This window comes from Nocardia sp. NPDC020380 (assembly GCF_044386975.1).
Classification (GTDB): Bacteria; Actinomycetota; Actinomycetes; order Mycobacteriales; family Mycobacteriaceae; genus Nocardia.
Genome location: NZ_JBIRVQ010000006.1, coordinates 120796 through 145079, shown reverse-complemented (window position 1 = coordinate 145079; position 24284 = coordinate 120796). Strand labels below are relative to the sequence as shown.

Below are 24284 nucleotides of genomic sequence, written 5' to 3'. Positions count from 1 at the left end.
GTCGCATCTGCGACTCGAACCATAGTCTGGCGAAGCGGGGAGTAGTTCAATGGCCGCGAGAGGGTAACCATGGCCGAATCCGCGCAGGCTCGTTCCGAACAGCCGCGCGCAGCGCGTACCGGGGCGAGCAGACCGAAGGTCCTCACCTCCTACGATCCACGCACCGGAGAGGTGCTCGGCGAATACGCCGTCATGGGTGCGGGTGAGCTCACCCGCACCGTCCGTTCCGCGCGCACCGCCCAGCAGTGGTGGGCCGCAATCGGATTCGACGGCCGCAAACGCTGGCTGCTGGACTGGAAACGCAGCATCGCCCGCGGCACCCGGGACCTGGTGGAGCTGATCAGCAGCGAGACCGGCAAACCCCGGATGGACGCCGCCATCGAGGTGACGCTCGCGGTGGAACAACTGGATTGGGTTGCCCGCCATGCCGAACGGATGCTCGGCCGCCGGGTCGCCGCCCGCTTCCGCCGCGACCGCAACGGCTCGGTGGCGCGGCTGCCGCTGGGCACGGTGGGGGTGCTGGGGCCGTGGCACAATCCCGTTCTCACACCGATGAATTCGATCGCATCCGCCATGGCGGGCGGCAACAGCGTGGTCTTCAAACCCAGTGAACTGACCCCCGGTGTGGGCGCGTGGATCGCCGACACCTGGAGTCATCTGGCGCCGAATCAGCCTGTGCTGCAAGTGGTCACCGGTGACAGCACCACGGCCGCCGCGCTCACCCGCGCCCGCCTCGACAAGATCGCGTACGCCGGTTCCCCCGCGGGCGCCCGCGAATTGTCGGTGCTGTGCGCGCAGTCCGGAACTCCCCTGACCGTGGAGCCCGGCGGACGCGGCGCGATGGTGGTGCAGGTCGACGCGCGGCTCGATACCGCGGCGGCGGCAGCGGTGTACGGGGCCATGGCGAATTCCGGCCAGCATCCGGCCGGGGTGCACATCGCGTACGTCGCGGATTCCGTCTACGACCCGTTCCTCGAACTGGTCGCCGATCAGGCCCAGCGGCTGCGGCCCGGCGCGGACAAGCGCGCCTCGTACGGCCCGATGCTGGTCGAGGCGCAGATCGACCTGGTACGCAAGCAGGTTCGCGATGCGCTCAGCCGCGGCGGTCACGCACTGGTGGGCGGACTGGACTCCATCCGGGAGCCGTACATCGAGCCGATCGTGCTCACCGATGTGCCCGATACGAGTTCCGCCGTGACCGGGGAAGCGGTGGGCCCGGTACTGATCATCGACCGCGTGGCCGACATGGACGAGGCCGCCGAACGCATCAATGCCGCCGAAACCCCGCTTCCCGTAGCGGTTTTCACGCGGGACGTACGGAGCGTGCCGGACTTCGCGGGGCGGCTGCGCACCGAACTGGTCACCGTCAATTCCACGCCGGTCTACGGCATCCACGGCCCCGGCCGCACGCGGGACCCGCTCACACCGGAACTGTTCACCCGCGCCCAGACCATCAGCGACAAGCACCCGACCGATCAGGTCACCCTGGGCACCTTCGAACGTCATCCGCAGCGTCTGCGGGTGGCCCGGGCGCTCTTCCGCCTACGACATCGGGTGTGACACAGACGATGCCGCGGTAGGGCGGGGTGGGCCCTGCCCGGCAGCAATGTCCGGTTTTCCCCGCGGGGGCATTCGGCCGAGCCCCGGTCATCGGCCCTGCCCAGCGCGGACTCCGGCCTGCCACGCAGCGGACTACGGCCCGCAACGCGGCGGGATTCAGCCCGCCACGCGGCGTGGTTCAGCCTTGCCGGGCAGCGCTATTCGGCGGCGGCATTGGCGCCGAGCAGCACCGCGCGCATGAGTGCGCTGACGCGGGCCAGGTTCTGCGGGCGGCCGTCGAAGCGGATGCGGCGGCCGACATCGATGACCTGGCCGATGGCGGCGTGCACGCGGAAGCGGGCCTCCACCTGATCGCCGTCGAGCAGGTTGGCCCACTCCAGGACGTTCTGGCGCTGGATGGATCGGAGCCGATGTTGTTCGGAGGCCGGGATGTTCGAGAATTCCGAGAAGTAGACGGGCAGGATCTCCGGCATGGCGAAGGTCATGCGGGCGAAGCGGTCGGCGATGCGGACCGCCGCGTCGGCGCGAGAGGTGGCCTCGGACAAGGCTTCCGTATTGGCGATGGCGACGCGTTCGCCGGTGCGGTGGAAGGCGGCGGCGAGCAGATCGGCCTTGCTGCTGAAGTAGCGGTAGACGCTGGAGGCGTTGATACCGGCCGCGGCGCCGATCTCCTCGATGCTGGCCTCGTGATAGCCCTGCCGGCCGAAGATGCGGATGGCCTCGGTGAGCAGTTGCTCCCGCTTGGAGATGACCGGCAGGCCGCGCAGGATCGGGTCGCCGGCGACCGCGGGCGGGGCGGGCGGCAGTTCGACGCGCAGGATGTCCCAGCAGATGTCGTTGATCAGGTTGACCAGACGCGTGGTGGACAGGGCCGTGCGGTGCGCGGTGATGCTGCCGATGACGCTGAGCACGGCGGCGGCGCGGAGCTGGCTGTCGGCCGGGTCGGCGTCGGGGTAGAGCGCGGCGATGGGCGCTTCGACGGTTTCGTGGAGTTCGGTGTAGATGACGCGGATGCGGGCGCGGTCCTCGCGTTCCAGGTAGCGGCGTTCCCAGCGGTAGAGACCGCCCTCGCGGCGCACGTCGATGGTGTACTCGGCGATGCCGCGGATCAGGGCGGTGAGTCGCGGTTCCGGTTCCAGGGCCGGATCGTCGGCGGCGCGGGCGGCGTCCAGCAGATGCTGTGCGCCCATTTCGGCGGCGGCGACGAGCAGCGCGTACTTGTTGGTGAAGTGCCGGTAGAGGGCCGGGCCGGAGATTCCGACCTCGGCGGCGATCTCATCCACGCCGACGGGGTGATAGCCCCGCTCAGCAAAGGCGCGCGCGGCGACGCGGACAATCTGCGCCTTACGATTCTTGGGGCGGCGCCGCGGTCCGGATTCGCCGTCGGGTCGCGCGGAAGCGAGGCCTGCCTCGCTGCTGTCGGCGACCATGCGGTTTCTCCTTCTCAGTGGCTCCGGCTGTTGACACCGCCGGACGGACGCCCCTAAGTTAACCACAATTCGCAAAAGTGAACATATCGCTCCGCGTGCGTACCGCACGCGGAGCTAGGAGCGAAAAATGGCTACAGTATCGCGCAGCGATTCCTCGGGGGGCGGTGGCCGGGCGACGGGTGGGCGTTATACCGCGACCACCACTGGCTACACGGCGGTTCTGGACAAGCGGGTGCTACGCATCACGCTCACCAACCCCAAGCGCAAGAACGCCATCGACTACGCCACCATGCTCGGGCTCGGCGACACCATACGCGCGGCGTCGGCGGATCCCGCGGTCCGGGTGATCGTACTGACCGGCGAGGGCGGCGACTTCTGCACCGGCGCCGATCTGTCGGTGAGCGGCGATTCGATCGACGAAGACACCGCCGATCAGACCATGGTCGCCGCCAATGCGATGGTGAAATCCATTGTGGACGCGCCTATTCCGGTCATTGCCCGGGTGCGGGGCGCGGCCGCGGGCATCGGCGTCGCCCTCGCGCTGGCCGCCGACCTCACCTACGCCTCCGAGGAGGCGTATCTGCTGCTGGCGTTCATCAATATCGGCATCATGCCCGACGGCGGCGCGGCGGCCATGGTCGCGGCGGCGGCCGGACGCCCGCTGGCGGCCGAGATGGCATTGCTGGGGAATCGGCTGCCCGTGACCGAGGCCGTGAAGCATGCCCTGATCGCCGGGGTCTACCCGGAGGCGGAACTGGACGCGAAGGTGGAGGCCGCCGTGGACAAGATTGCTCACGGTCCACGCCGGGCCTTGGAACTCACCAAACGCGCCCTCAATACCGCCACCCTGACTCCGCTCGATGCCGTGCTGGCGGCCGAGCGGAAGGGCCAGGTGGAACTGCTGCAGCAGCCCGACTTCGCCGAGGGGGTGGCCGCCATGCTCGGAAAACGCAAGGCGGTTTTCGGGGAATAGGGATCAGTTGCCCTTCACGGTCAAGTAGATCAGCAGGATATTGAGGACGCTGATGACCGCCGCCACCAGCCAGGCCAGCGCCGTGGTGACGCGGTGATTCACGTTGTCCCCCATCAGCTCCCGATTGCTGGTGAAGCGGACCAGGGGGATCAGCGCCAGCGGAATGCCGAAGGACAGGACGACCTGGGAGATGATGAGCGCCCGCGTCGCGTCGACGCCGGCGGCGAGCACGGCCAGCGCCGGGATGAGGGTGACCACGCGGCGCACCACGAGTGGAATGCCACGATGCAGCAGGCCCTGCATGATCATGGCGCCCGCGTACGCGCCGACCGAAGTGGAGGCCAGCCCGGAAGCCAGTAGTCCGACGGCCAGCAGCAGACCCGCGAGCGGTCCGAGCGAATCCCGTACGGCCGCATGGGCGCCCTCGATGGTGTCCACGCCCTCGCGGCCGCGCAGGGTATTGGCGGCCATGAGCAGCATGGCCAGGTTCACCGCGCCGGCCAGCAGCATGGCGAGGCCGACGTCGTAGCGGGTGATGCGCAGCAGCCGCTTGCGCGCCGGGCCGGGTTCCGGATGCCCGTGCCGGTCGCGGGACATGCCGGAGTGCAGGTAGACGACGTGCGGCATGACGGTCGCGCCGATCATGGCGGCGGCCAGCAGCACGCTCTCGCTGCCGTCGAAGCGGGGTATCAGGCCCTCCAGGGTGCCGGAGGCGGAGGGCGGTGAAATGACCACGGAGGCAAGGAATCCGATGGAGATGATGCCGAGCATGCCGAGGATGATGCGTTCGAAGGGTTGCTGCCCGCGCCGGTTCTGAATGGCGAGCAGGCCCAGCGAGACCACGCCGGTGATGACGCCGCCCAGCAGCAGCGGCAGTCCGAACAGCAGTTTCAGTGCGATGGCACCGCCGACCACCTCGGCGAGATCGGTTGCCATGGCGACGATTTCGGCCTGCCCCCAGTAGGCGAGGCGAACCGGCCCACTGGCCTTGTCCCGCACCAGTTCCGGCAGGGATCTGCCGGTGACGAGTCCGAGTTTGGCGGAGAGGAACTGCACCAGCCCGGCCATCACATTGGCCATGACGATGACCCAGACCAGCAGGTAGCCGAACTGCGCGCCGGCGCTGACATTGGAGGCGACGTTACCCGGGTCGACGTAGGCGATGGCCGCGACGAAGGCGGGCCCCAGGAGCAGCGAGGCGGATCTGGCTCGTTGGAACGCCGTGCGATGTTCGGCCACGCTGGTACTCATTTCCATAGTTTACGGGTACCCGAACTTTTTTGTTAAGGCCGTGAAACTGTGAACTGGACCGCATGACGAGACCACAAAAAGAAACCGCCCCGGCGTAATACGCCGGGGCGGTCAAGTATGCGCTGGTTCGGATCAGATGCCGAGGCCCTGGGCCAGGACCGGCCAGGAGTTGATGAAGTCGTCCCGCCAGTAGCCCCACGAGTGGGTGCCGGTGGGCGGGAAGTTGTAGGTGGCCGGGATGCCGATCGAGTTCAGCTTGTTCATCAGATTGTGGCTGCAGAAGTTGGTGCCGGACTCGATGGCGCCACCGATGATCATCTGGTTGGCCAGGCCGTAGGCGCCGGGCAGCGCGTACTGACCGTTGAGGGTGTCGTACTGGCCGGGCAGGCCGCTGCCGGACGAGATGTAGAGGTTCATGCCGCGCAGCTTCTCGGCATTGATGACCGGATCGTGCTCGGCCCACTCCGGGGAGTTGTCGTCGCCGTACATATTGGTCAGATCGCCGCCACCCCAGGTGTCGACGGTGAGGCGCATGAACTCCCGGCCGACCGGGTCGGCCATCTGCGCGCAGCCGGAGTAGGCGGCGACGGACTTGTACAGGTCCGGCTTGGCCTCGGCGAGGGTGAGCACGGTGGTGCCGGAGGTCGAGATGCCGGCGACGGCGTTCACGCCGTTGGTGCCCAGCGCGGCGTCGATCAGCGGCGGGAGTTCCTGGGTGAAGAAGGTGGTCCACTTGTTGACGCCCAGCGTCGGGTCGGTCTTGTCCCAGTCCTGGTAGTAGGACCATTTGCCGCCGATGGGCTGGATGACATTGACGTTCTTGTCACCGAGGAAGCCGCTGACGATATCGGTGTTGTGCACCCAGGTGGCGCTGTCCTGGCCGCCGCCCGCACCGTTGAGCAGGTACAGGGTGGGGCGCGGGACGGACGCGTCGGAGGGACGCTGCACATCGATCGGGTAGGTGGCGTCCATGGCCGCGGAGTAGACGTAGAGCCGGATGTTCCGGCCGTCCTTCATCTCGGCCTTGGTGATCTTCGACCCGTCGGGCGAGACCGGATCCGCCAGGAGCTTCTTGCCGTCGATGATCGGGTCAGCGGAGGCGGTGCCGCCACCGATGCCGGTCATGAGGCCGGTGAGAACCGCTGTGGCGGCGAGGAAGGCCGCGGCCTTGGCGCCACGGCGGCGCGCTACCCCGTTCCGGACAGTTCGACGAATCAATGTTTCGCACCTTCATCTCGTGTCGATTTGCAGGTCGGCAGACCCCGCGGCCGGGTGCTCCGGTGTAGATGGCCGACCCTGACAGACCGTACGGCCTATCCAATCGCCGCGACAGCGCCCCATGTTACGGGTTGATCGCTGGGATGGACGCACCGGCCGGACGGAATGTCATCGATTCCGTCCGGCCCGCCTGCTATGTCGCAATTACGCTGCGCTGCTCCGTCACTGCGGTCCGGTGCGGGCGTGTCACTGCCGGCCCGCAGAGTGGTGTCACTGCCCCGCGGAGCGGCCGTGTTCGGCGAGTCCGCCGAGCGCCTGCACCCAGCCTTCGACCAGTTTCTTGACCTGTTCGAGGTCGAGAACCGCACCCGCGAAGTCGAAGCGGGCCACCAGGCCGTCCTGGCTGGTGTCGACGGTGACGTCCAGGTACAGGTCGTCGGCGACCGGTTCCGGGTAGACCCGGGCCGGGCGCAGATCGCGGTAGCGGAAGCCGATGCGGCCGACCGGCAGGGCGGCGATATCGGCCACGGTGGCCGAGTTCAGGTGCGCGAGCAGCCCGAATCCGACACCGCGCGAAGGCACTTCGCGGCATCGGTCGCGGATCTGCTCGATGACCGAGCCGGCGTCCCGGCCGCCCGCTCGCACCTGGGCGAAGTCGATATCGTCCAGGCGCAGCGGGAACGGGTAGGTGGTGCTGAACGCGCCGACGGTGCGCAGTCCGGCCGGATCGCCGGGCAGCCGCCCGTCGGCGACGAGGCGCACCACCGAACCCGCGGTGTCGCGGGCGGATTCGGCGCCCGGGTCGAGCAGGGCCACGGCGAGCGCGCCCAGCAGGACCTCGTCGATGGTGGCGCGGTAGCGGCGGGCCGCCATGTCCACGGCTGCCGCGCCCTCACCGGTGATGGTCACCGAGACGCGGCCGCGACCGCCGAGGCGGCCGTCGGCGGCCACCTGTTCCGGGGAGACGCCGGGGAGGGCGCCGGCCAGTTCGGTACGCCACCAGCCCAATTCGGCGACGGTGCCCGGGTCGAGGGCGCGGTCGGCGAGGGCGCCCGCGATGCCGACCGGGTGGGCGTCGGCGCTGGGCGGGGTGGCGTGGCCGCCGGACCAGGAGGCGGTGAGGTCCTCGATGACGGTGCGCCACGAGGTGTCGTCGACGACCAGGCCGTTGGCGACCACGACCAGGATGGCCGCGGGGCGTTCGTCCGGGTCGGCGGCGTTGGCGGTGTTGGCGGCGGCGTTCTCCATCAGGACGAAGCGGATGTTGTACCCCTTCTCGGGGTCGAGTTCCGCTGCGGCGGCGTGGATCACGGCCTCCACCGGATCGCCGACGGCCTCGACCGAGGGATCCAGCTGCCACACGACAGCCGCGCCACGCGGCTGCTGCGCCGGAATGTCCAGCACGGCGGCTTCCCCGTCGCGCCGCAATCGCGCCCACAGTCCCGGATGCCGATCCAGCAGCGTGGCCACGGACCGCCGCACCCGGCTACCGGAGATCCCGGCCGCGATATCGAGGGTGATGGCCCGCACCCACAATCCCGACGGCTCGAGCTCCAGCAGCGTCATCGCACCGGCGGGCAATGCCGAAACCTCCCCCACCGCAGTGAGTCTCGGCCCCATGTGCACGGGCCGAACCCCAGCCGACTCGGCCGCGGAGTCCCCGGCCGCCGCCGTGGCAGCGTCACCGGTGGCGGCAGTCCGCTCCGAGCCGGCTGCACCGGTCCGCGCTGCGGCAGTCTCGTCCGCCTCGACTGCGGTCGGCTGAGTGGTTGTGGCGGAGGTGGATTCGGGTGCCGGTGTGGTGGTGACGGGTTCCGGGTCGTCCGGTTCCGTGGTTTCCCCTGCTTGTGCCGATTTCCTGTCGGCCGTTTCCCCATTTGCGGGAGCATAAACTTCGGATTCCGGGTCGTCGGCCGGATTCGGCTGGGACTCGGCGAGTTCCGGGTGCGTGTCGGAAAGCAGCTTGACCGGTACGAGGTCTTCGGGGCGGATGACGGGGAGGACCTGGGTGACGGCCCAGTCGTCGCCGGTGTCCGGAATGTCCCGGGTGTCGCGTTTGCGGTCGGCGGCGTCGAGGAGTTCGGTCAGCTGCGGGCCGATGAGCGCGAAGGCCTCCGCGGTGATGAGCAGCTGATGCCGGAACGGCATGGAGTGCACAGTGATCCGGCCCGTGGTGTACGGCCGCCACTCCTCCGGGGAGCGCTGTTCATACCCCTCGGTCGGCACCTCGGCGTAGAACAGTTCGATATCGCCGACGAAGACGCCCGCCCGATGCTCGGTGCGCAGCGCGACCGTCCGCACCGCACCCTGGTAGATGCGCCGCACCCGTTCGAGGGTGAGCACGCCCAGGTCGGTGGGCAGCGCCGCGTGCAGTGCGGCGAGCGCCTCCTCGCTGAGTTCGAGGAGATCCCCGTCGGGGAACGCCTCGGGCCCGATGCCCAGCTGCGCGAATTCGTCGATGATGGCGTCGCGGAAGTCCGCGAATTCCATGTCCGGGAACGTGTCCAGGATCGCCACCAGATCGACCTTGTCGCCGTCGGCTTGGAGTTCGGTGGCAATGGCCTGGGCCAGGGTGCCGCCGAGGGAGAACCCGGCGAGCCGGTACGGCCCCTCGGGCTGGATGGCGCGCATCTCGGCGATGTACCGCCGCGCCACCTCCCGCAATGACGTCGGCGCGTAATCGATTTCGGTGAACACCGGCGACTGCAGGCCGATGATCGGCTGATCCTCGGGCAGCACCCGCGCGAGACCGGCGTAGCACCAGGCCATTCCGGACATGGGCGGCGGGCAGAACAGCGGTGTGCGGGTACCGGTCGCCCGAATCGGCAGTACGACGGCGAGCGCGGCCTCGGAGGCCGAGTCGTAGTCGTGCTCGCTCTCCAGCGCGGCCACGATCTGCGCCGCGAGCCCGGCCGCGGTGGGCCCGGTGAAGAACCACGCCACCATGACCTGGGCGCCGGTGAGCGCCCGCAGCCGGCTGACCACCTGGGTGGCCAGCAGCGAGGTGCCGCCGAGCGCGAAGAAGTCGTCGTCGATGCCGACCTGGTCGATGCCGAGGACTTCGGCGATGGTCTTGGCGACGGCTTCTTCCAGCGGAGTGCGCGGAGCCCGGTATTCGCGTTGCCGCAGTACGGGTTCCGGCAGCGCGGCGCGATCGAGCTTGCCGACCGGGGTGAGCGGCACGGCGTCGAGCACGGTGACCGCGGTGGGCACCATGTACTCGGGCAGCCTGCCGGACACGAACTCGAGGAGTGCGTCGACGTCGATCTCGCGACCGGCGACGGGCAGCACGTAGGAGGCCAGGATGGTCGCCCCGGCGTCGGTCTTGTGCCCGACGGTTACCGCGAAGTCGACGGTGTCGTGCGCGACCAGGGCCGCGTCGATCTCGCCGAGCTCGATGCGGAAGCCGCGGATCTTCACCTGGAAGTCATTGCGGCCCACGTATTCCACGACGGCCTGGCCGTCGTCGTCGGTGCGCCAGCGCACCACGTCACCGGTCCGGTACATGCGGGCACCGTCGACATACGGGTTGGCCACGAACCGTTCGGCGGTCAGTCCGGGTCGCGCGTGGTAGCCGCGCGCCAGCTGGATGCCGGACAGATACAGCTCGCCCGCAACGCCTTCCGGCACCGGCCGCAGCCGGTCGTCCAGGATCAGCGATTGCATGCCGCGGATCGGGGCGCCGATGGTGACCGGATCGCCCGGGGTCAGCGCGTCGCTGATATTGGTCATGATGGTGGTCTCGGTGGGACCGTAACCATTGTGGAAGGCGCGAATCGTGCCGTCCGCCAGCGGCACCGCCCACTTCTCCACCAGATCGGCCGGTACGGCTTCACCGCCGGCGACCAGTACCCGCAGCGAATCCAGTCCGGCCGGTCCGAAGGTGGACAGGGCGGCGGGCGTGATGAACGCGTGCGTCGCCCGTTCGCGCCGGATCACCTCGGCCAGTTCCTCGCCGCCGTAGATGCCCGGCGGCACGATGACCAGGGCACCGCCCGCACCGATGGCGAGCAGGTATTCCAGCACCGACGCGTCGAACGACGGCGATGCGAAATGCAGTGCGCGCGAGTAGGAGTCGAGCCCGTAGCGCTCGTTCTGCTCGGCCCGGAAGTTCGCCAGGCCCGCGTGGGTGACGATGACGCCCTTGGGCAGGCCGGTCGAGCCCGAGGTGTAGATGATGTACGCCGCCTGCTGCGGCGACACCGGCGCGAGCCGGTCGGCGTCGGTGACCGGGGTGGCCGCGCGGGTTTCGACCTGCGCGATGAAGCGCGGGTTGTCCAGTGCGATCCACCCGGTCAGGGTGTCGATGGGCGGCAGGTCCGGGGACTTGACCGACAGCATGAGACCGAACGCCGCGCCCGAGTCGCTCACCATGTGCGCGATGCGATCGGCCGGATAGTCGGGGTCGACCGGGATGAAGACCGCACCGGTCTTGATCACGGCCCAGATGGCCAGCACCGATTCGATGGACCGCGAGATCGCCACGGCCACCCGCACTTCGGGTCCGGCGCCCTGCACGATGAGTTCGCGCGCCAGCTTCGACGAGGCCGCGTCCAGGTCGCCGTAGCTGAAGGACCGTCCGTGCAGCGAGACCGCCGGGCCCTTCGGGTTGGCGAGGACAGCGGCGCGCAGCAGTTCCGGCAGGGTGACGGGCGGGACGGCCGGGCCGCCGGTGCGGTCCAGCAGGTCCGCGCGTTCGGCCGGGGCCAGCAGTTCCAGATCGCCGACCAGCGCCTGCGGCGCGGCCACGATCTGTTCGAGCAGGCGGGTGAACCGCTGTGTGAACTCCTCGGCGGTGACCGGGTCGAACAGGTCCCGCGCGAAGGTGAGGATGGCGTGCATGCCGGCGTCACCGCCGTCGCTGACGGTCAGCTGCAGATCGAATTTCTCGATCTCCACATCGAATTCGACGGGTGAGACGGTCAGCCCGGGGAGTTCGAAGGTGCCGGTGGGCAGGTTCTGGAAGGACAAGGCCACCTGGAAGAGCGGGTTGCGCGCGGTGGAGCGTTCCGGGTTGAGCAGTTCGACGAGCCGCTCGAACGGAATGTCCGCGTGCGCGAACGCCTGCAGGTCGGTGTCCTTGGCCCGGTCCAGCAGTTCGGTGAAGGTGTCCCCGCCGTCGACGGCCGTGCGCAGCACCAGGGTGTTGACGAACATGCCGATGAGATCGTCGAGTTCGGCCTCGCCGCGACCCGCGATGGGCGTGCCGATGGCGACGTCGTTCACGCCGGCCAGGCGGGAGACGAAGACCGCGAGGGCGGCGTGCAGCACCATGAACATGGTGGCGTTGCGGCCGGTCGCGATGTCCTGCAGGCCGTGCCGCAGTTCGGGGCTGATCGGGAAGGCGACCGCGCCGCCGCGGAAGGACTGCACCGGCGGGCGCGGGCGATCCGAGGGCAGGTTGGTCTCGTCGGGCAGGTCGGCGAGCTGGGTGCGCCAGTAATCCGCCTGTGCCGCAATGAGACTCGACGGGTCGTCCTCGGCGCCGAGTACCTCGCGCTGCCAGAGCGCGAAGTCCGCGTACTGCACGGGCAGCGGCTGCCACATCGGTTCCTGGCCGTTGGCGCGGGCCGCGTAGGCGAGCATGACGTCGCGGGTGAGCGGTCCCATGGACCAGCCGTCCGCCGCGATGTGGTGGGCGGTGAAGACCAGCACGTGTTCGGCGGGTTCGGTGTCGAGCCGGAACAGCTTGGCGCGCAACGGCACTTCGGTGGTGACGTCGAAGCCCGGTGCGATGACCTCGATCACGCGGGCGACCACCTCGGCGGGGCTCACCGGGATGGGCGTGAGGTCCGGAACCGCCTGTGCCGCGGGCAGGATCACCTGTGCGGGCGGATTGCCGTGTGTACCGGCGTCCGCGGGCTGCGGGTAGACGGTGCGCAGCGTCTCGTGCCGTTCGATGACATCGGCGACGGCCTGCTGCAGGGCGTCCGTGTCCAGATCGCCGCGCAGCCGCACCGCGATGGGCACGTTGTAGGCGGCGGAGGCCGGGTCGAACTGGTTGAGGAACCACATGCGCTGCTGGGCCAGCGACAGCGGAATCGCTTCCGGCCGTAGCTGTGCGGTGAGCGCCTTGCGCCCGCCGGTGCCTTCCAGCGCGGCGAGTTCGGCGGCCAGCCCGGCGACGGTGGAGGCGGTGAACAGGGTGCGCACCGGTACCCGGATGTCGAGGGCCGCGCCGAGGCGGGCCGCGACCTGGGTGGCGAGCAGCGAATTACCGCCGAGTTCGAAGAAGTCGTCGTCCGCGCCGACGCGTTCCACGCCCAGCACATCGGCGTAGACCTTGGCGACGGCGAGTTCGGCTTCCCCACTGGGAGCACGGAATTCACGCGTGGTGAGCACCGGTTCCGGCAGTGCCCGCCGGTCGACCTTGCCGACCGGGTTGAGCGGGATGGCGTCCAGCACCATGATCGACGCGGGCACCATGTATTCCGGCAGCCGCACCGCGAGATCCGTGGTGAGCGCGTCGGTGTCGATCTCGCGGCCGGCGACGGGCAGCACGTAGGAGACCAGAATGGTGGCCCCGGCTTCGGTCTTGTGGCCGACGGTCAGCGCGTAGTCGACGGTGTCGTGCGCGACGAGGGCCGCGTCGATCTCGCCGAGTTCGATGCGGAAGCCGCGGATCTTCACCTGGAAGTCGTTGCGCCCCACGTATTCGATGGCGGGCCGCCCGGTGCCGTCGGCACGCCAGCGCACCACGTCACCGGTGCGGTACATGCGCGCGCCCTCGAGGTACGGGTGCGCGATGAACCGTTCGGCGGTGAGCCCGGGCCGATCGTGGTAGCCGCGGGCCAGCTGGATGCCCGCGATGTACAGCTCACCGGAGACGCCCTCCGGCACCGGCCGCAGCCGCGCGTCGAGCACGAGTTCCTGCACGCCGCGGATGGGCCCGCCGATGACGAGCGGATCGCCCGCGGACAGCGGGTGACTCATATTGGTGACGATGGTGGTCTCGGTGGGCCCGTACACATTGTGGAACGCGCGGACGCGGCCGTCGGCGCCGGGCACGGTCCACTTGGCGACCATGTCGGACGGCATGGCCTCGCCGCCCGCGGCCAGTACCTTCAGGTCGTCGAGGCCGGTCGGGTCCATGGTGGCGACGGCCGCGGTGGTGATGAAGGCGTGGGTGACGCGTTCGGTGCGCAGGATCTCGGCGAGTTCCTCACCGCCGTAGACACCCGGCCGGACCACGACCATGGTGGCGGCGGGCCCGGCGGCCAGCAGGATCTCCATCATGGCGCCGTCGAAGCTGGGCGACGCGAAATGCAGTGTGCGCGAGGACGAGTCGAGCTGGTAGCGGTCCAGCTGCGCCTGGCTGTAGTTGGCGAGACCGGCGTGGGTGACCACGACGCCCTTGGGCACGCCGGTGGAACCGGACGTGTAGGTGATGTAGGCGATATTGCCGGGCCGCAGCGGCGCCCGCCGGTCGGCGTCGGTGATGGTGGCGCCGGAATGATTCTCGACGTCGGCGGCGAACGTGGGGGTGTTCAGCGCCAGCCAGGGGCCGGGCAGTTCGGGCAGCGCCGGAATGGCGCCCGCCATGGCGATGCCGAAGCGCACGCCGGAATCGCTCACCATGTGGGCGATCCGGTCGGCCGGGTAGGTCGGGTCGACGGGCACCAGGGCCGCGCCGGTCTTGGTGATGGCCCACATGGCCAGCACCGATTCCACCGAACGCGGAATGGCCATGGCCACACGGACATCCGGTCCCGCGCCCTGCGCGATGAGTTCCCGCGCCAGGCGCGAGGAGGCGTCGTCGAGTTCGGCGTAGGTGAAGGTGCGCCCGGCGTAGGTGATGGCGTCACCGTCCGGGTTGGCCGCCACCGTCACCCGCAGCAGCTCGGGCAGGGTGGAGGCGGGCACGACCGGGCCGCCGGTGTGGCTGAGCAGATCGGCGCGTTCGGTGCCGGAGAGGATCTCCAGATCGCCGACGGCGGTCGCTCCTCCTCCCCGCGCTTCCGGCGCGGCCACGATCTGTTCGAGCAGGCGGGTGAACCGCAGCGCGAACACCTCGATGGTGGCCTCGTCGAACAGGTCTCGCGCATAGGTGAACAGCGCGAGCATGCCCGCGTCGGCGCCGGTGTCCCGCATGGTCAGCGAGAGGTCGAACTGGGAGGCCTCGATACCGGAGTCGAGCGCGGCGATGCGCAGGCCCGGCAGTTCGAAGTCGGTGTCCGGCAGGTTCTGGAAGGACAGGGCGACCTGGAAGAGCGGGTTACGCGCCGTGGAGCGTTCCGGGTTGAGCAGTTCCACGAGCCGCTCGAACGGAATGTCCGCGTGCGCGAACGCCTGCAGGTCGGCGTCCTTGGCGCGGGCGAGCAGATCGGTGAACGATTCCCCGCCGTCGACCGCGGTGCGCAGCACCAGGGTGTTGACGAACATGCCGATGAGATCGTCGAGTTCGGCCTCGCCGCGGCCCGCGATGGGCGTGCCGATGGCGATGTCGTCCGTGCCGGAGAGCCGGGCCAGTAGGACCGCGAGCGCACTGTGCACCACCATGAACAGGGTGGCGTTCTGCTCACGCGCGATGCGCCGCAGCCCTTCGTGCACCTCGGGGGTGATCGGGAAGGTCACCGCCCCACCGCGGAAGGATTGCGCCGGCGGGCGCGGGCGATCGGCGGGCAGGTTCAGTTCGTCGGGCAGTCCGGCGAGCTGGGTGCGCCAGTAGTCGGCCTGCGCGGTGATGACGCTGTCCGGATCCTGTTCGGAGCCGAGGGTTTCCCGCTGCCAGAGCGCGTAATCCGCGTACTGGACCGGCAATTCGCTCCACTGCGGGGCGGCGCCCTGACTGCGCGAGATGTAGGCGGTCATGAGGTCGCGGGCCAGCGGGCCCATGGACCAGCCGTCGGCGCTGATGTGGTGGGCGACGAGCGCCACCACGTGTTCGTCCGCGCTCAGTTGGTAGAGGCGGACGCGCAGCGGGATTTCGCTCGTCACATCGAATTCGGCGGCGACCAGGGCGGCGATCCGCTCCGGCAGGATCGCGAGTTCGACCTGTTCGGGTGCGAGGTCGACAACCGCCCGTTCGACGGGCAGCACCATCTGGTGTGCGACACCGGCGGTTTCGGGGTAGACGGTGCGCAGCACCTCGTGCCGCGCCACCAGGTCCGCGACGGCCTGCCGCAGGGCGGCGACATCGAGTTCGCCGCTCAGCCGCAGCGCGATCGGCAGGTGGTAGGCGGTCGAGGCGGCGTCGAAGCGGTTCAGGAACCACATGCGCTGCTGCGCCAGCGACAGCGGAATGCGTTCCGGCCGTGCACCGGCCACCAGCGCCGGTCGGCGGATCGCTCCGGAGTGCGTGGCCAGCACGGCCGCCAGTTCGGTGACGGTGGGTGCGTCGAAGAGCATGCGCACCGGCACCCGGGTCTCGAGGTCCGCGCCGAGGCGGGCCGCGACGCGGATGGCGATGAGCGAGTTGCCGCCGAGTTCGAAGAAGTCGTCGTCGGCGCCGACCCGTTCGAGGCCGAGCACATCGGCGAAGACCGCGGCCACCGCGATCTCGACGGGTGTTGCGGGAGCGCGGTATTCGCGCTCGGGCAGCACGGGTTCCGGCAGGGCCTTCCGGTCCAGCTTGCCGACCGGGGTGAGCGGCAGTTCGTCGAGTACGACGATGGCCGAGGGCACCATGTGCACGGGCAGGCTGCGCGCGACGTGCTCGCGCAGCTGTTCGGCGTGCACTGCGGCGCCGGGCGCGCCCAGCACGTAGGACACCAGCACCGTTGAGCCGGTGGCGTTCTCGCGGCCGAGGGTGATGGCGAATTCCACCTCGGGATGCCGCGCGAGCACGGCGTCGATCTCGCCGAGTTCGATGCGGTAGCCGCGGATCTTGACCTGGAAGTCGGTGCGCCCGACGTAGTCGATCTCCCAATTCACCGACGGCACGGCGTAATTGCCGTTGCGCTGTTCGGTGTGCGCGTACCAGCGCACCAGGTCACCGGTGCGGTACATGCGCGCGCCCGGCGCGCCCCAGGGATTGGCGATGAACCGTTCCGAGGTGAGGCCCGGCCGGCTCCAGTAACCGCGCGCCAGGCCGCCGCCCGCGAGGTACAGCTCGCCCGGGACGCCCGGCGGCACCGGCTGCAGCCGGGAATCCAGCACCAGCGCCGACATGCCGCGCACCGGCGTGCCGACGGTGATGTGCCGACCGGCGCGCAGCCGCGCGTACGAGGAGATGATGGTGGTTTCGGTAGGGCCGTAACCATTGAAGTAGTTGCGGTCCGGCTGCCACTTCTCCAGCAGTTCCGGGGTGGTGACATCGCCGCCGACGGACAGCATGACCAGCTGGTCCTGTCCGGCCGGATCGACCGAGCCGAGCACGGCCGGGGTGATGATGGCGTGCGTGACCTGCTCGGAGCGGATCAGATCGGCGAGTTCGACACCGCCGAGGATCTCGCCGGGCACGATCACCAGGGTCGCGCCGGTGCCGAAGGCGACCATCCACTCCAGCACCGACGGGTCGAAGCTGGGCGAGCAGATGTGCAGGAACCGGTGTTCGGCGCGCAGCTGGTACAGCCCGACGGCGTGATCGAAGAGCCCGCCCAGGCCACCGTGGGTGACGGTGACGCCCTTGGGTTTTCCGGTGGAACCCGACGTGTAGATGACGTACGCCGGGTGCCGCATGTCCAGGGGCTCGAGGCGGTCCGCATCGGTGACCGGCAGGGCCGATTGTTCGGCGCACTGCTGGACGGTGGCGCGTTCGTCGAGCAGCAGCCACTGCGTGTCGTCCGGCAGTCCGGCGCGGTGTTCGCGGCTCGTGATGCCCAGGACCGCACCGGAATCCGCGAGCATGTAGCGCACGCGGTCCTCGGGATAGGTGGGGTCGATGGGCACGTGCGCGCCGCCGGCCTTGGCGATGGCGAGCACCGCCAGCACCATTTCGTAGGAGCGCGGGAAGGAGACGGCGACCAGCTTCTCCGGGCCGACGCCGTGCGCGACGAGCACCCGCGCCAGGCGCGAGGAATCCTCGTCGAGTTCGCCGTAGCTGATGCTGCGGCCGCGGTAACGCACCGCGATGCGCTCCTGGCCGAGTTCCACACCGCGAGTGAGGAGTTCGGGCAGCAGCGCGGTGGCCATGACCTCGTCGCGGGCCACCCGGGTGAGCAGGTCGGTCTCGGCGCTGTCCAGCATGGGCAGGCGGCCGACCGCGGTCTCCGGATGGGTGGCGACGGCCACCAGCAGGCGCACGAACCGCTGCGCGAACACGCGCACGGTGGCGGCGTCGAACAGATCGGTGGCGTAGGTGAAGCCGCCCGAGATGCCTTGCGGCACACCGTCGGCGGCGGTGCGCTCGACCAGGGTGACGTCCAGGTCGAACTTGGCGACCGGCACGTTCAGGTCGACATCGGTGACGGAGACGCCGGGCAGGTCGAGCGCGGCGGCCGCCATGTTCTGCAGGGTCAGCGCGACCTGGAACAGCGGATGCCGGGCCTGCGAGCGCGGCGGATCCAGCAGTTCCACAATGCGTTCGAACGGCGCGTCGGCGTGTTCGAAGGCGGCCAGGTCGATGCCGCGGGCGCGGGTCAGCAGGTCGCTGAAGGACTGCGCCGGGTCCACGTCGGTGCGCAGCACCAGCGTGTTCACGAACATGCCGATCAGGTTGTCCAGTTCGGCCTCGCCGCGGCCCGCGATGGGCGCGCCGACCGCGATATCGCGGCTGCCGGACAGGCGCGACAGCAGCACCGCGAAGGCGGAGTGCAGCACCATGAACAGGGTCGCATTGTGCTGCTGCGCAAGCCGGTTCAGTGCGGCGTGCACGTGCGGGTCGATATCGAAGGCGTAGGTGGCGCCGCGGCCGGAGGCCGCGATCGGACGCGGCCGATCGGTCGGCAACTCCAGCTGGTCGGGCAGGCCGGCCAGGGTGTCGTGCCAGAAGGCGAACTGGCGGGCCAGCAGCGAATCGGCATCGCTTTCGTCACCGAGGGTTTCGCGCTGCCACAGCGCGTAGTCGGCGTACTGCACGGGCAGCGGCGTCCACTGCGGTTCCGCGCCCTGGATGCGGCTCAGGTAGGCCGTCATCAGGTCGCGGGTGAGCGGGCCGCCGGAGAAGCCGTCACCGGCGATGTGGTGGACCACGCACACCAGCACGTGATCGTCCGTGGCCAGGCGCAGCAGACGCAGCCGCAGCGGAGGCGCCACGGTCACATCGAAGCCGGAGAACGCGACTTCGGCCACGGCCGTGGGCAGTTCGGCCTCGGTGATGTCGATCATGGACAGCGACGGGCGGGCTTCCGGATCGTCGGCGCCCAGCACCACCTGGTGTCCCACGCCCTCGTGCTCCGGATAGACGGTGCGCAGCACCTCGTGCCGCTCCACCAGATCGTGTACGGCGGCGCGCAGGGCGTCCACGTCGAGGGGGCCCTGCACACGCAGCGCGATGGGCAGGTTGTAGGTGGCGGCCTCGGTGTCGAAGCGGTTCAGGAACCACATGCGCTGCTGCGCATAGGACAACGGCACCAGCTCCGGCCGTGGCATGGGCCGCAGCGGACCGGTGTGCGACACCGCATGCGAGCCCGCGGTCGCGGCGAGTTCGGCGACGGTGGGCGCTTCGAACACGGCCCTTACCGGAACCCGCACGCCCAGTGCGGCACTCAGCCGCGCGACCACCTGGGTGGCGTTCAGCGAGTTGCCGCCCAGCTCGAAGAAGTCATCGTCCGCGCCGACCCGTTCCGCGCCGAGCACCGCCGCGAACACCTCGGCCACCGTGCGCTCGGCCGCACTCGACGGCTCCCGGTACGCACGCGCCTGGAACTCCGGCACCGGCAGCGCCTTACGATCCAGCTTCCCGGACGCATTGAGCGGCATGGCCTCGAGCCGCACCACGGCCGACGGCACCATGTACGACGGCAGCGCCGCCCGCGCATGCGCCAGCAGATCCGCATCCGTGACCTCGGCGACCGAAGTACCGGCTCCCGCGAGCACGGCGGAATTCGACGCCGCCGCAGCAGATCCCGGCGGCACTGCGTCCTGCGCGGTCGCGCTGTAATCCGACAGTGCCGCAATGGATCCCGGCGATGCCGGGTCCAGCGCGGCGGTGGAATCCGCCCGCGCGGTGCGGGATCCCGCGGCGGCCTCCGGCACGATGTAGGCCACGAGGCGGTCGCCGGTCGCGCCGCGCACCAGAGTGACGGCGGCGCGGTGGACGGCGGGGTGGCTGAGCAGTACCGTCTCGATCTCGCCGAGTTCGATGCGCTGGCCACGGAGCTTGACCTGGAAGTCGCTGCGGCCCAGGTATTCCAGGGCGTGACCATCCGCTCCGCCTCCCCGCGCTTCGATGGGGATCCAGCGGACCACGTCGCCGGTGCGGTAGAGCCGCTCGCCGTCGCTGTGCGCGACGAAGCGTTCCGCGGTGAGGGCGGGGGCACTGAGGTAGCCGCGGGCCAGCTGGACGCCGGCTACGTAGAGTTCACCGGCCGCGCCGAAGGGCACCGGTTGCAGCTGCCGATCCAGCACGTGGACGCGGGTATTGGCGACGGGGCTGCCGATCGGCACCGCATTGCCGGCGGTCAGTTCGGCCGGGTGGGCGGTGACGACGGTGGCTTCGGCGGGGCCGTACCAGTTGACGAGGGCCGTATCCGGCAGGGCGGCGGCGAATTTCGTGGCGCTCTCCGCGGCGAGGGCTTCACCGGCGGCGAAGACCCAGCGCAGCGATGGATGCCGGCGGGCGGCGCCGTCGAGGTAGGCGTCCAGCATGGACGGCACGAAATGCACCGAGGTGACGCCGTATTCGTCGATGGTGCGCGCGATATAGGCCGGGTCGCGGTGCCCGTCCGGTTCGGCGATCACCACGGCCGCGCCGTTCTGCAGCGGCCAGAACAGCTCCCAGGTGGAGATGTCGAAGGTGATGGGCGTCTTGTGCAGCACCACGTGCCCGGGACCGTGCGGGTAGGTGCGCTGCGCCCAGCGGAACTGATTGGCCATCTGCCGGTGGGTGATCACCACGCCCTTGGGGCGGCCGGTGGAACCCGACGTGTAGATGACGTAGGCGGCATTGTGCGGCCGCGGCTGCGCGGGCCGCACGTCGACGAGCGAATCCGCGCCCGCCAGCGCCTCGACGAAGAACAGCGGCACCCCGGAACCGGTGAGGAAATCGTCGTCGGCGCGGGTGAGCACGCAGACCGGAGTCGCACTGGTGAGCACGTATTCATTGCGCTCGGCCGGATGGTCCGGGTCCACCGGAACGTAGGCGCCGCCGGAACGCAGCACCGCGTAGATGGCCACGACCAGGTCGATGCTGCGCCGCATGGCCACGGCGACACGGGATTCCGGGCCGACGCCGCGCAGCGTCAGTTCCTGCGCGAGCCGCCGGGAACGGACATCCAGTTCCGCGTAGCTCAGGGTGGTCGCGCCGAACATGACGGCGGGGGCGTCCGGTGTCCGCGCCACCTGGGCGTCGAACAGGGTGAGCAGGGTCGAATCGTCCAGCAGCTCCGGCACATCCGTGTCGTTGACCGCGGCCAGTTCCGCACGCTCGGCGGGAAGCAGCGCGTCGATATCGGCGACCCGGGCCTGCGGGTCCGCGGCGAAGCGGTCCAGCAGTGCGGTGAGCCGCTGCACCACGGCCTGCGCCGCGTCCGCGTCGAACAGGTCACGCAGGTACTTGAGCGTGAACCGCAGTTCGTCGCCGTGCGGCTGCGCCATGACGGTGAGCGGGTAGTGGGTGCCGTTGGTGGAGGACGCGCCGAGGATGCCCGCATTGTCGATGGGCGCGGCGGCATCGTCGAGGGATTCCTCGTCCACCGGATAGGACGAGAACACCACGATGGAGTCGAAAAGCCCGTCGACTCCGGCGATCTCCTGGATCTCGCCCAGCCCGACGTGATGATGATCGAGCAGCGCGGCCTGATCGTCCTGCAGGGCGCGCAGCACCTGCGCGAGCGTGCTGCCCGCGGTGAGCCGCACCCGCACCGGAATGGCGTTCAGGAACAGGCCGACCATGGTCTCGATACCGGCCAGCTGATGCGGGCGGCCGGACACGGTGGCGCCGAACACCACATCGTCGCGGTCGGCGCTGCGCGCGATGAGCAGACCCCACGCCGCCTGCACCACGGTATTGAGGGTGACGCCCGCGTCGGCGGCCACCCGGGCCAGCGCCGCGGTGGCGTCGGCGGGCAGGTCGAAGCGGATTTCGCCGATGCCGGAAGCGATTTCGCGGGACCGGTCCACGGAGGCGAGCGGCGTCGGCTCGGTGAATCCGGCCAGCGCCTCTCGCCAGGCCTCGCGCGCCGCGCTGTGGTCGCGCGCGGCCAGCCAGGCCAGGTAGTCGCGGTAGGGCCGCACGGCCGGGATCTGCGAGGCATCGCCGTTGGCGGCGTACAGCAGCAGCATGTCCTGCGTGAGCAGCGGCATGGACCAGCCGTCGATGAGGATGTGGTGGCTGGTGATGGCGAGCCGGTACCGGTCGGCGGCGGTGCGGTAGAGCGCGATCCGCATGAGCGGCGCGGCGCTCATATCGAAGTGCCGCGCCACCTCGAAGGCCATCAGCCGGTCGATCTCGGCGACCGCCTCGGCCGGATCCCGGTCGCTGAGATCCAGGTACTGCCAGGGCAGTTCGACATCGTCGAGGACGACCTGGACGGGATTCCCGGCGGCGTCCTCGGTGAACACGGCGCGCAGGTTCACATGCCGGTCCAGCATGGCCTGGGCGGCGGCGTGCACCCGGTCGACCTCGATCTGCCCGGCGATATCGATGGCGAACTGCACCATGTACGCGTCGACCGAGGATTCGGCCAGCTGCGCATGGAACAGCATGCCGGACTGCAAGGGCGTGAGCGGCCAGACCTCGTTGAGGTTCGGGTATTTCGCGCGCAGCCGGGCCAGATCGGCATTGCCGAGGGTGACCAGCGGCCCGGTGGCCAGCTGTTCCTCGGGCTCGCCCGGATCGACCGTCTCGGCGACGGCGGCGAGCGCCTCGATGGTGCGGGATTCGAAGAGATCCTTGGGCCGGAAGGCGACACCGGCCGCCCGCGCCCGGGACACGATCTGGATGGAGGTGATGCTGTCCGCGCCGATGGCGAACAGATCGTCGTCGAGGCCGACCCGCTCCACTCGCAGCACCTCGGCCACCACGTCCGCGATGGCCTGCTGCACCGGCGTTTCCGGCGCCCGGTACTCCTTGGCCCGCAGCACCGGTTCGGGCAGCGCCCGGCGGTCCAGCTTGCCGACCGGGGTCAGCGGAATGTGGTCCAGCAGCATGACGGCGGTGGGCACCATGTGCGCGGGCAGGCTGCGCCCGGCCAGCTCGATGAGTTCCTCGGCGGTGACGGTCTGCCCGTCGCGCGCATGCACATAGGACACGAGAACGGTGCCGCCGCTGGGCAGTTCGTGCCCGACGGTGACGGCCAGATCCACGGCCGGATGCTGCGCGAGCACCGCGTCGATCTCGCCGAGTTCGATGCGGAACCCGCGGATCTTCACCTGGAAGTCGTTGCGGCCCATGTATTCGATGCCGCCGTCGGCGGTCCAGCGCACCAGGTCACCGGTGCGGTACAGCCGCGCGCCGGGTTCGAACGGGTTCGCCACGAAACGCGAAGCGGTCAGCGCGGGCTGCTGGTGATACCCGCGCGCCAACTGCGCGCTCGCGAGGTACAGCTCCCCCACCGCGCCGGTGGCGGTGCGGTTCAGCCGCTCGTCGAGCACGTACGAGGTGACCGTCGGGATACCGGGCCCGATGTGCACCGGCTGATCCACCGACTGCTCGGCGATATTGGTCATGATGGTGGTCTCGGTCGGCCCGTAGCCGTTCCAGAACGCGCGGCCGGGAACAGCCCAGCGCTGCACCAGATCCGGCGGGCAGGCCTCGCCGCCGACGACCACGACCCGGAAATCGTCCAGCCCGGCCGGATCGACGGAGGCGAGGGCCGCCGGCGTGATGAAGGCATGGGTCACCCGCTCGCGCTTCAGCACCGCGGCCAGATCCGCGCCACCGAACACGGTCGGGGCCACCACGACCATGGTGGCCGCGCCGCCGACGGCGAGCAGCAGTTCCAGCACCGAGGCGTCGAAGGACGGCGACGCGAAGTGCAGGGTGCGGTCCGCGGCGGTGACGCCGTACCAATCCCGCTGCACCTCACAGAAACCCGCGAGGCCCGCGTGGGTGACGATGACGCCCTTGGGCTTTCCGGTGGAACCGGAGGTGTAGATGACGTACGCGGGATGCTCGGCGCGCAGCGGTCCGACGCGGTCGGCATTGGTGATGGGATCGGCCGGATAGTCGGCGACGGGCAGCTCATCGGAGTCGATGGCCAGCCATTCGATCAGGCCGGGCAGCTCCGGACGGGTATCGGCGACCGTGAGACCCAGTACCGCGCCGGAATCGGAGACCATGTGCTCGACGCGGTCCGGCGGATAGTTCGGGTCGACCGGCACGAATCCGGCGCCGGCCTTGGCGACCGCCCAGACCGCCACCACGGATTCGATCGAGCGCCGGATGCCGACGGCGACCAGATCCTCCGGGCCGATGCCGCGGTCGATGAGCAGCCGGGCCAGCCGGGTCGAGCGCTCGTCGAGTTCGGCGTAGCCGAGCGTGCCGAGGGTGCGTTCGGCATCGGCCAGCACGACGGCGGTACCGCCGGGATTGGCCTCCACCGCCGTGGCCATCAGCTGCGGCAGCGTGGGGACCCGAGGACGCCGGGTTCGAGTGGGACGTACGCGAGCCGTGCGGGTCATGCGAGCACCGCCGGCATCTCATAGCGCCGGTCCCCGACCACTCGAATCATTTAGGTGTCCTCATCCTGTCTGTCATCACTACAGCCGCCCGTTCACCCCTCGACTTTCATCGAGCGGGAACGGGCGGTGTGTTACTCATCCCTGCTGGTCGGCGATGACCAGTGCAGCGACCTGTGCGGTGTGGCGCC

Annotated in this window: 5 protein-coding genes and 1 pseudogene; 2 read left to right on the top strand and 4 right to left on the bottom strand. The window is 69.8% G+C overall.

From position 1 onward, the window contains the following. The first annotated feature begins 69 nt into the window (after positions 1 to 69). Entirely contained in the window at positions 70 to 1560 is a 1491-nt protein-coding gene (locus ACH438_RS17455) for an aldehyde dehydrogenase family protein (protein WP_397006268.1), read from the top strand. A 197-nt stretch (positions 1561 to 1757) separates the two neighbouring features. On the opposite strand, the gene ACH438_RS17450 is transcribed toward ACH438_RS17455, so the two are convergent. Further along, entirely contained in the window at positions 1758 to 2990 is a 1233-nt protein-coding gene (locus ACH438_RS17450) for a TetR/AcrR family transcriptional regulator (RefSeq protein ID WP_397006266.1), read from the bottom strand. A gap of 127 nt (positions 2991 to 3117) precedes the next feature. Here ACH438_RS17450 and ACH438_RS17445 point away from each other — a divergent pair, with 127 nt between their 5' ends. Beyond that, positions 3118 to 3963: an enoyl-CoA hydratase-related protein gene (locus tag ACH438_RS17445; RefSeq protein WP_397006264.1), complete on the top strand. Its 846-nt coding sequence runs from the start codon at positions 3118 to 3120 to the stop codon at positions 3961 to 3963. Positions 3964 to 3966: 3 nt separating this feature from the next. On the opposite strand, the gene ACH438_RS17440 is transcribed toward ACH438_RS17445, so the two are convergent. The 3 genes and pseudogenes from ACH438_RS17440 to ACH438_RS17430 all read right to left on the bottom strand — a co-directional run. Then, on the bottom strand, positions 3967 to 5214 hold the full coding sequence (locus ACH438_RS17440) for an Nramp family divalent metal transporter (RefSeq protein ID WP_397006262.1): 1248 nt from the start codon (positions 5212 to 5214) through the stop codon (positions 3967 to 3969). A 132-nt stretch (positions 5215 to 5346) separates the two neighbouring features. After that, positions 5347 to 6339 carry an alpha/beta hydrolase gene (locus tag ACH438_RS17435; RefSeq protein WP_397007125.1) on the bottom strand — a complete coding sequence of 331 codons (993 nt, stop codon included), beginning with the start codon at positions 6337 to 6339 and terminating at the stop codon, positions 5347 to 5349. Positions 6340 to 6702: 363 nt separating this feature from the next. Further along, positions 6703 to 24042 (bottom strand): annotated as a pseudogene (locus ACH438_RS17430) (amino acid adenylation domain-containing protein); the annotation flags it as partial. Between the last annotated feature and the right edge of the window lie 242 nt (positions 24043 to 24284).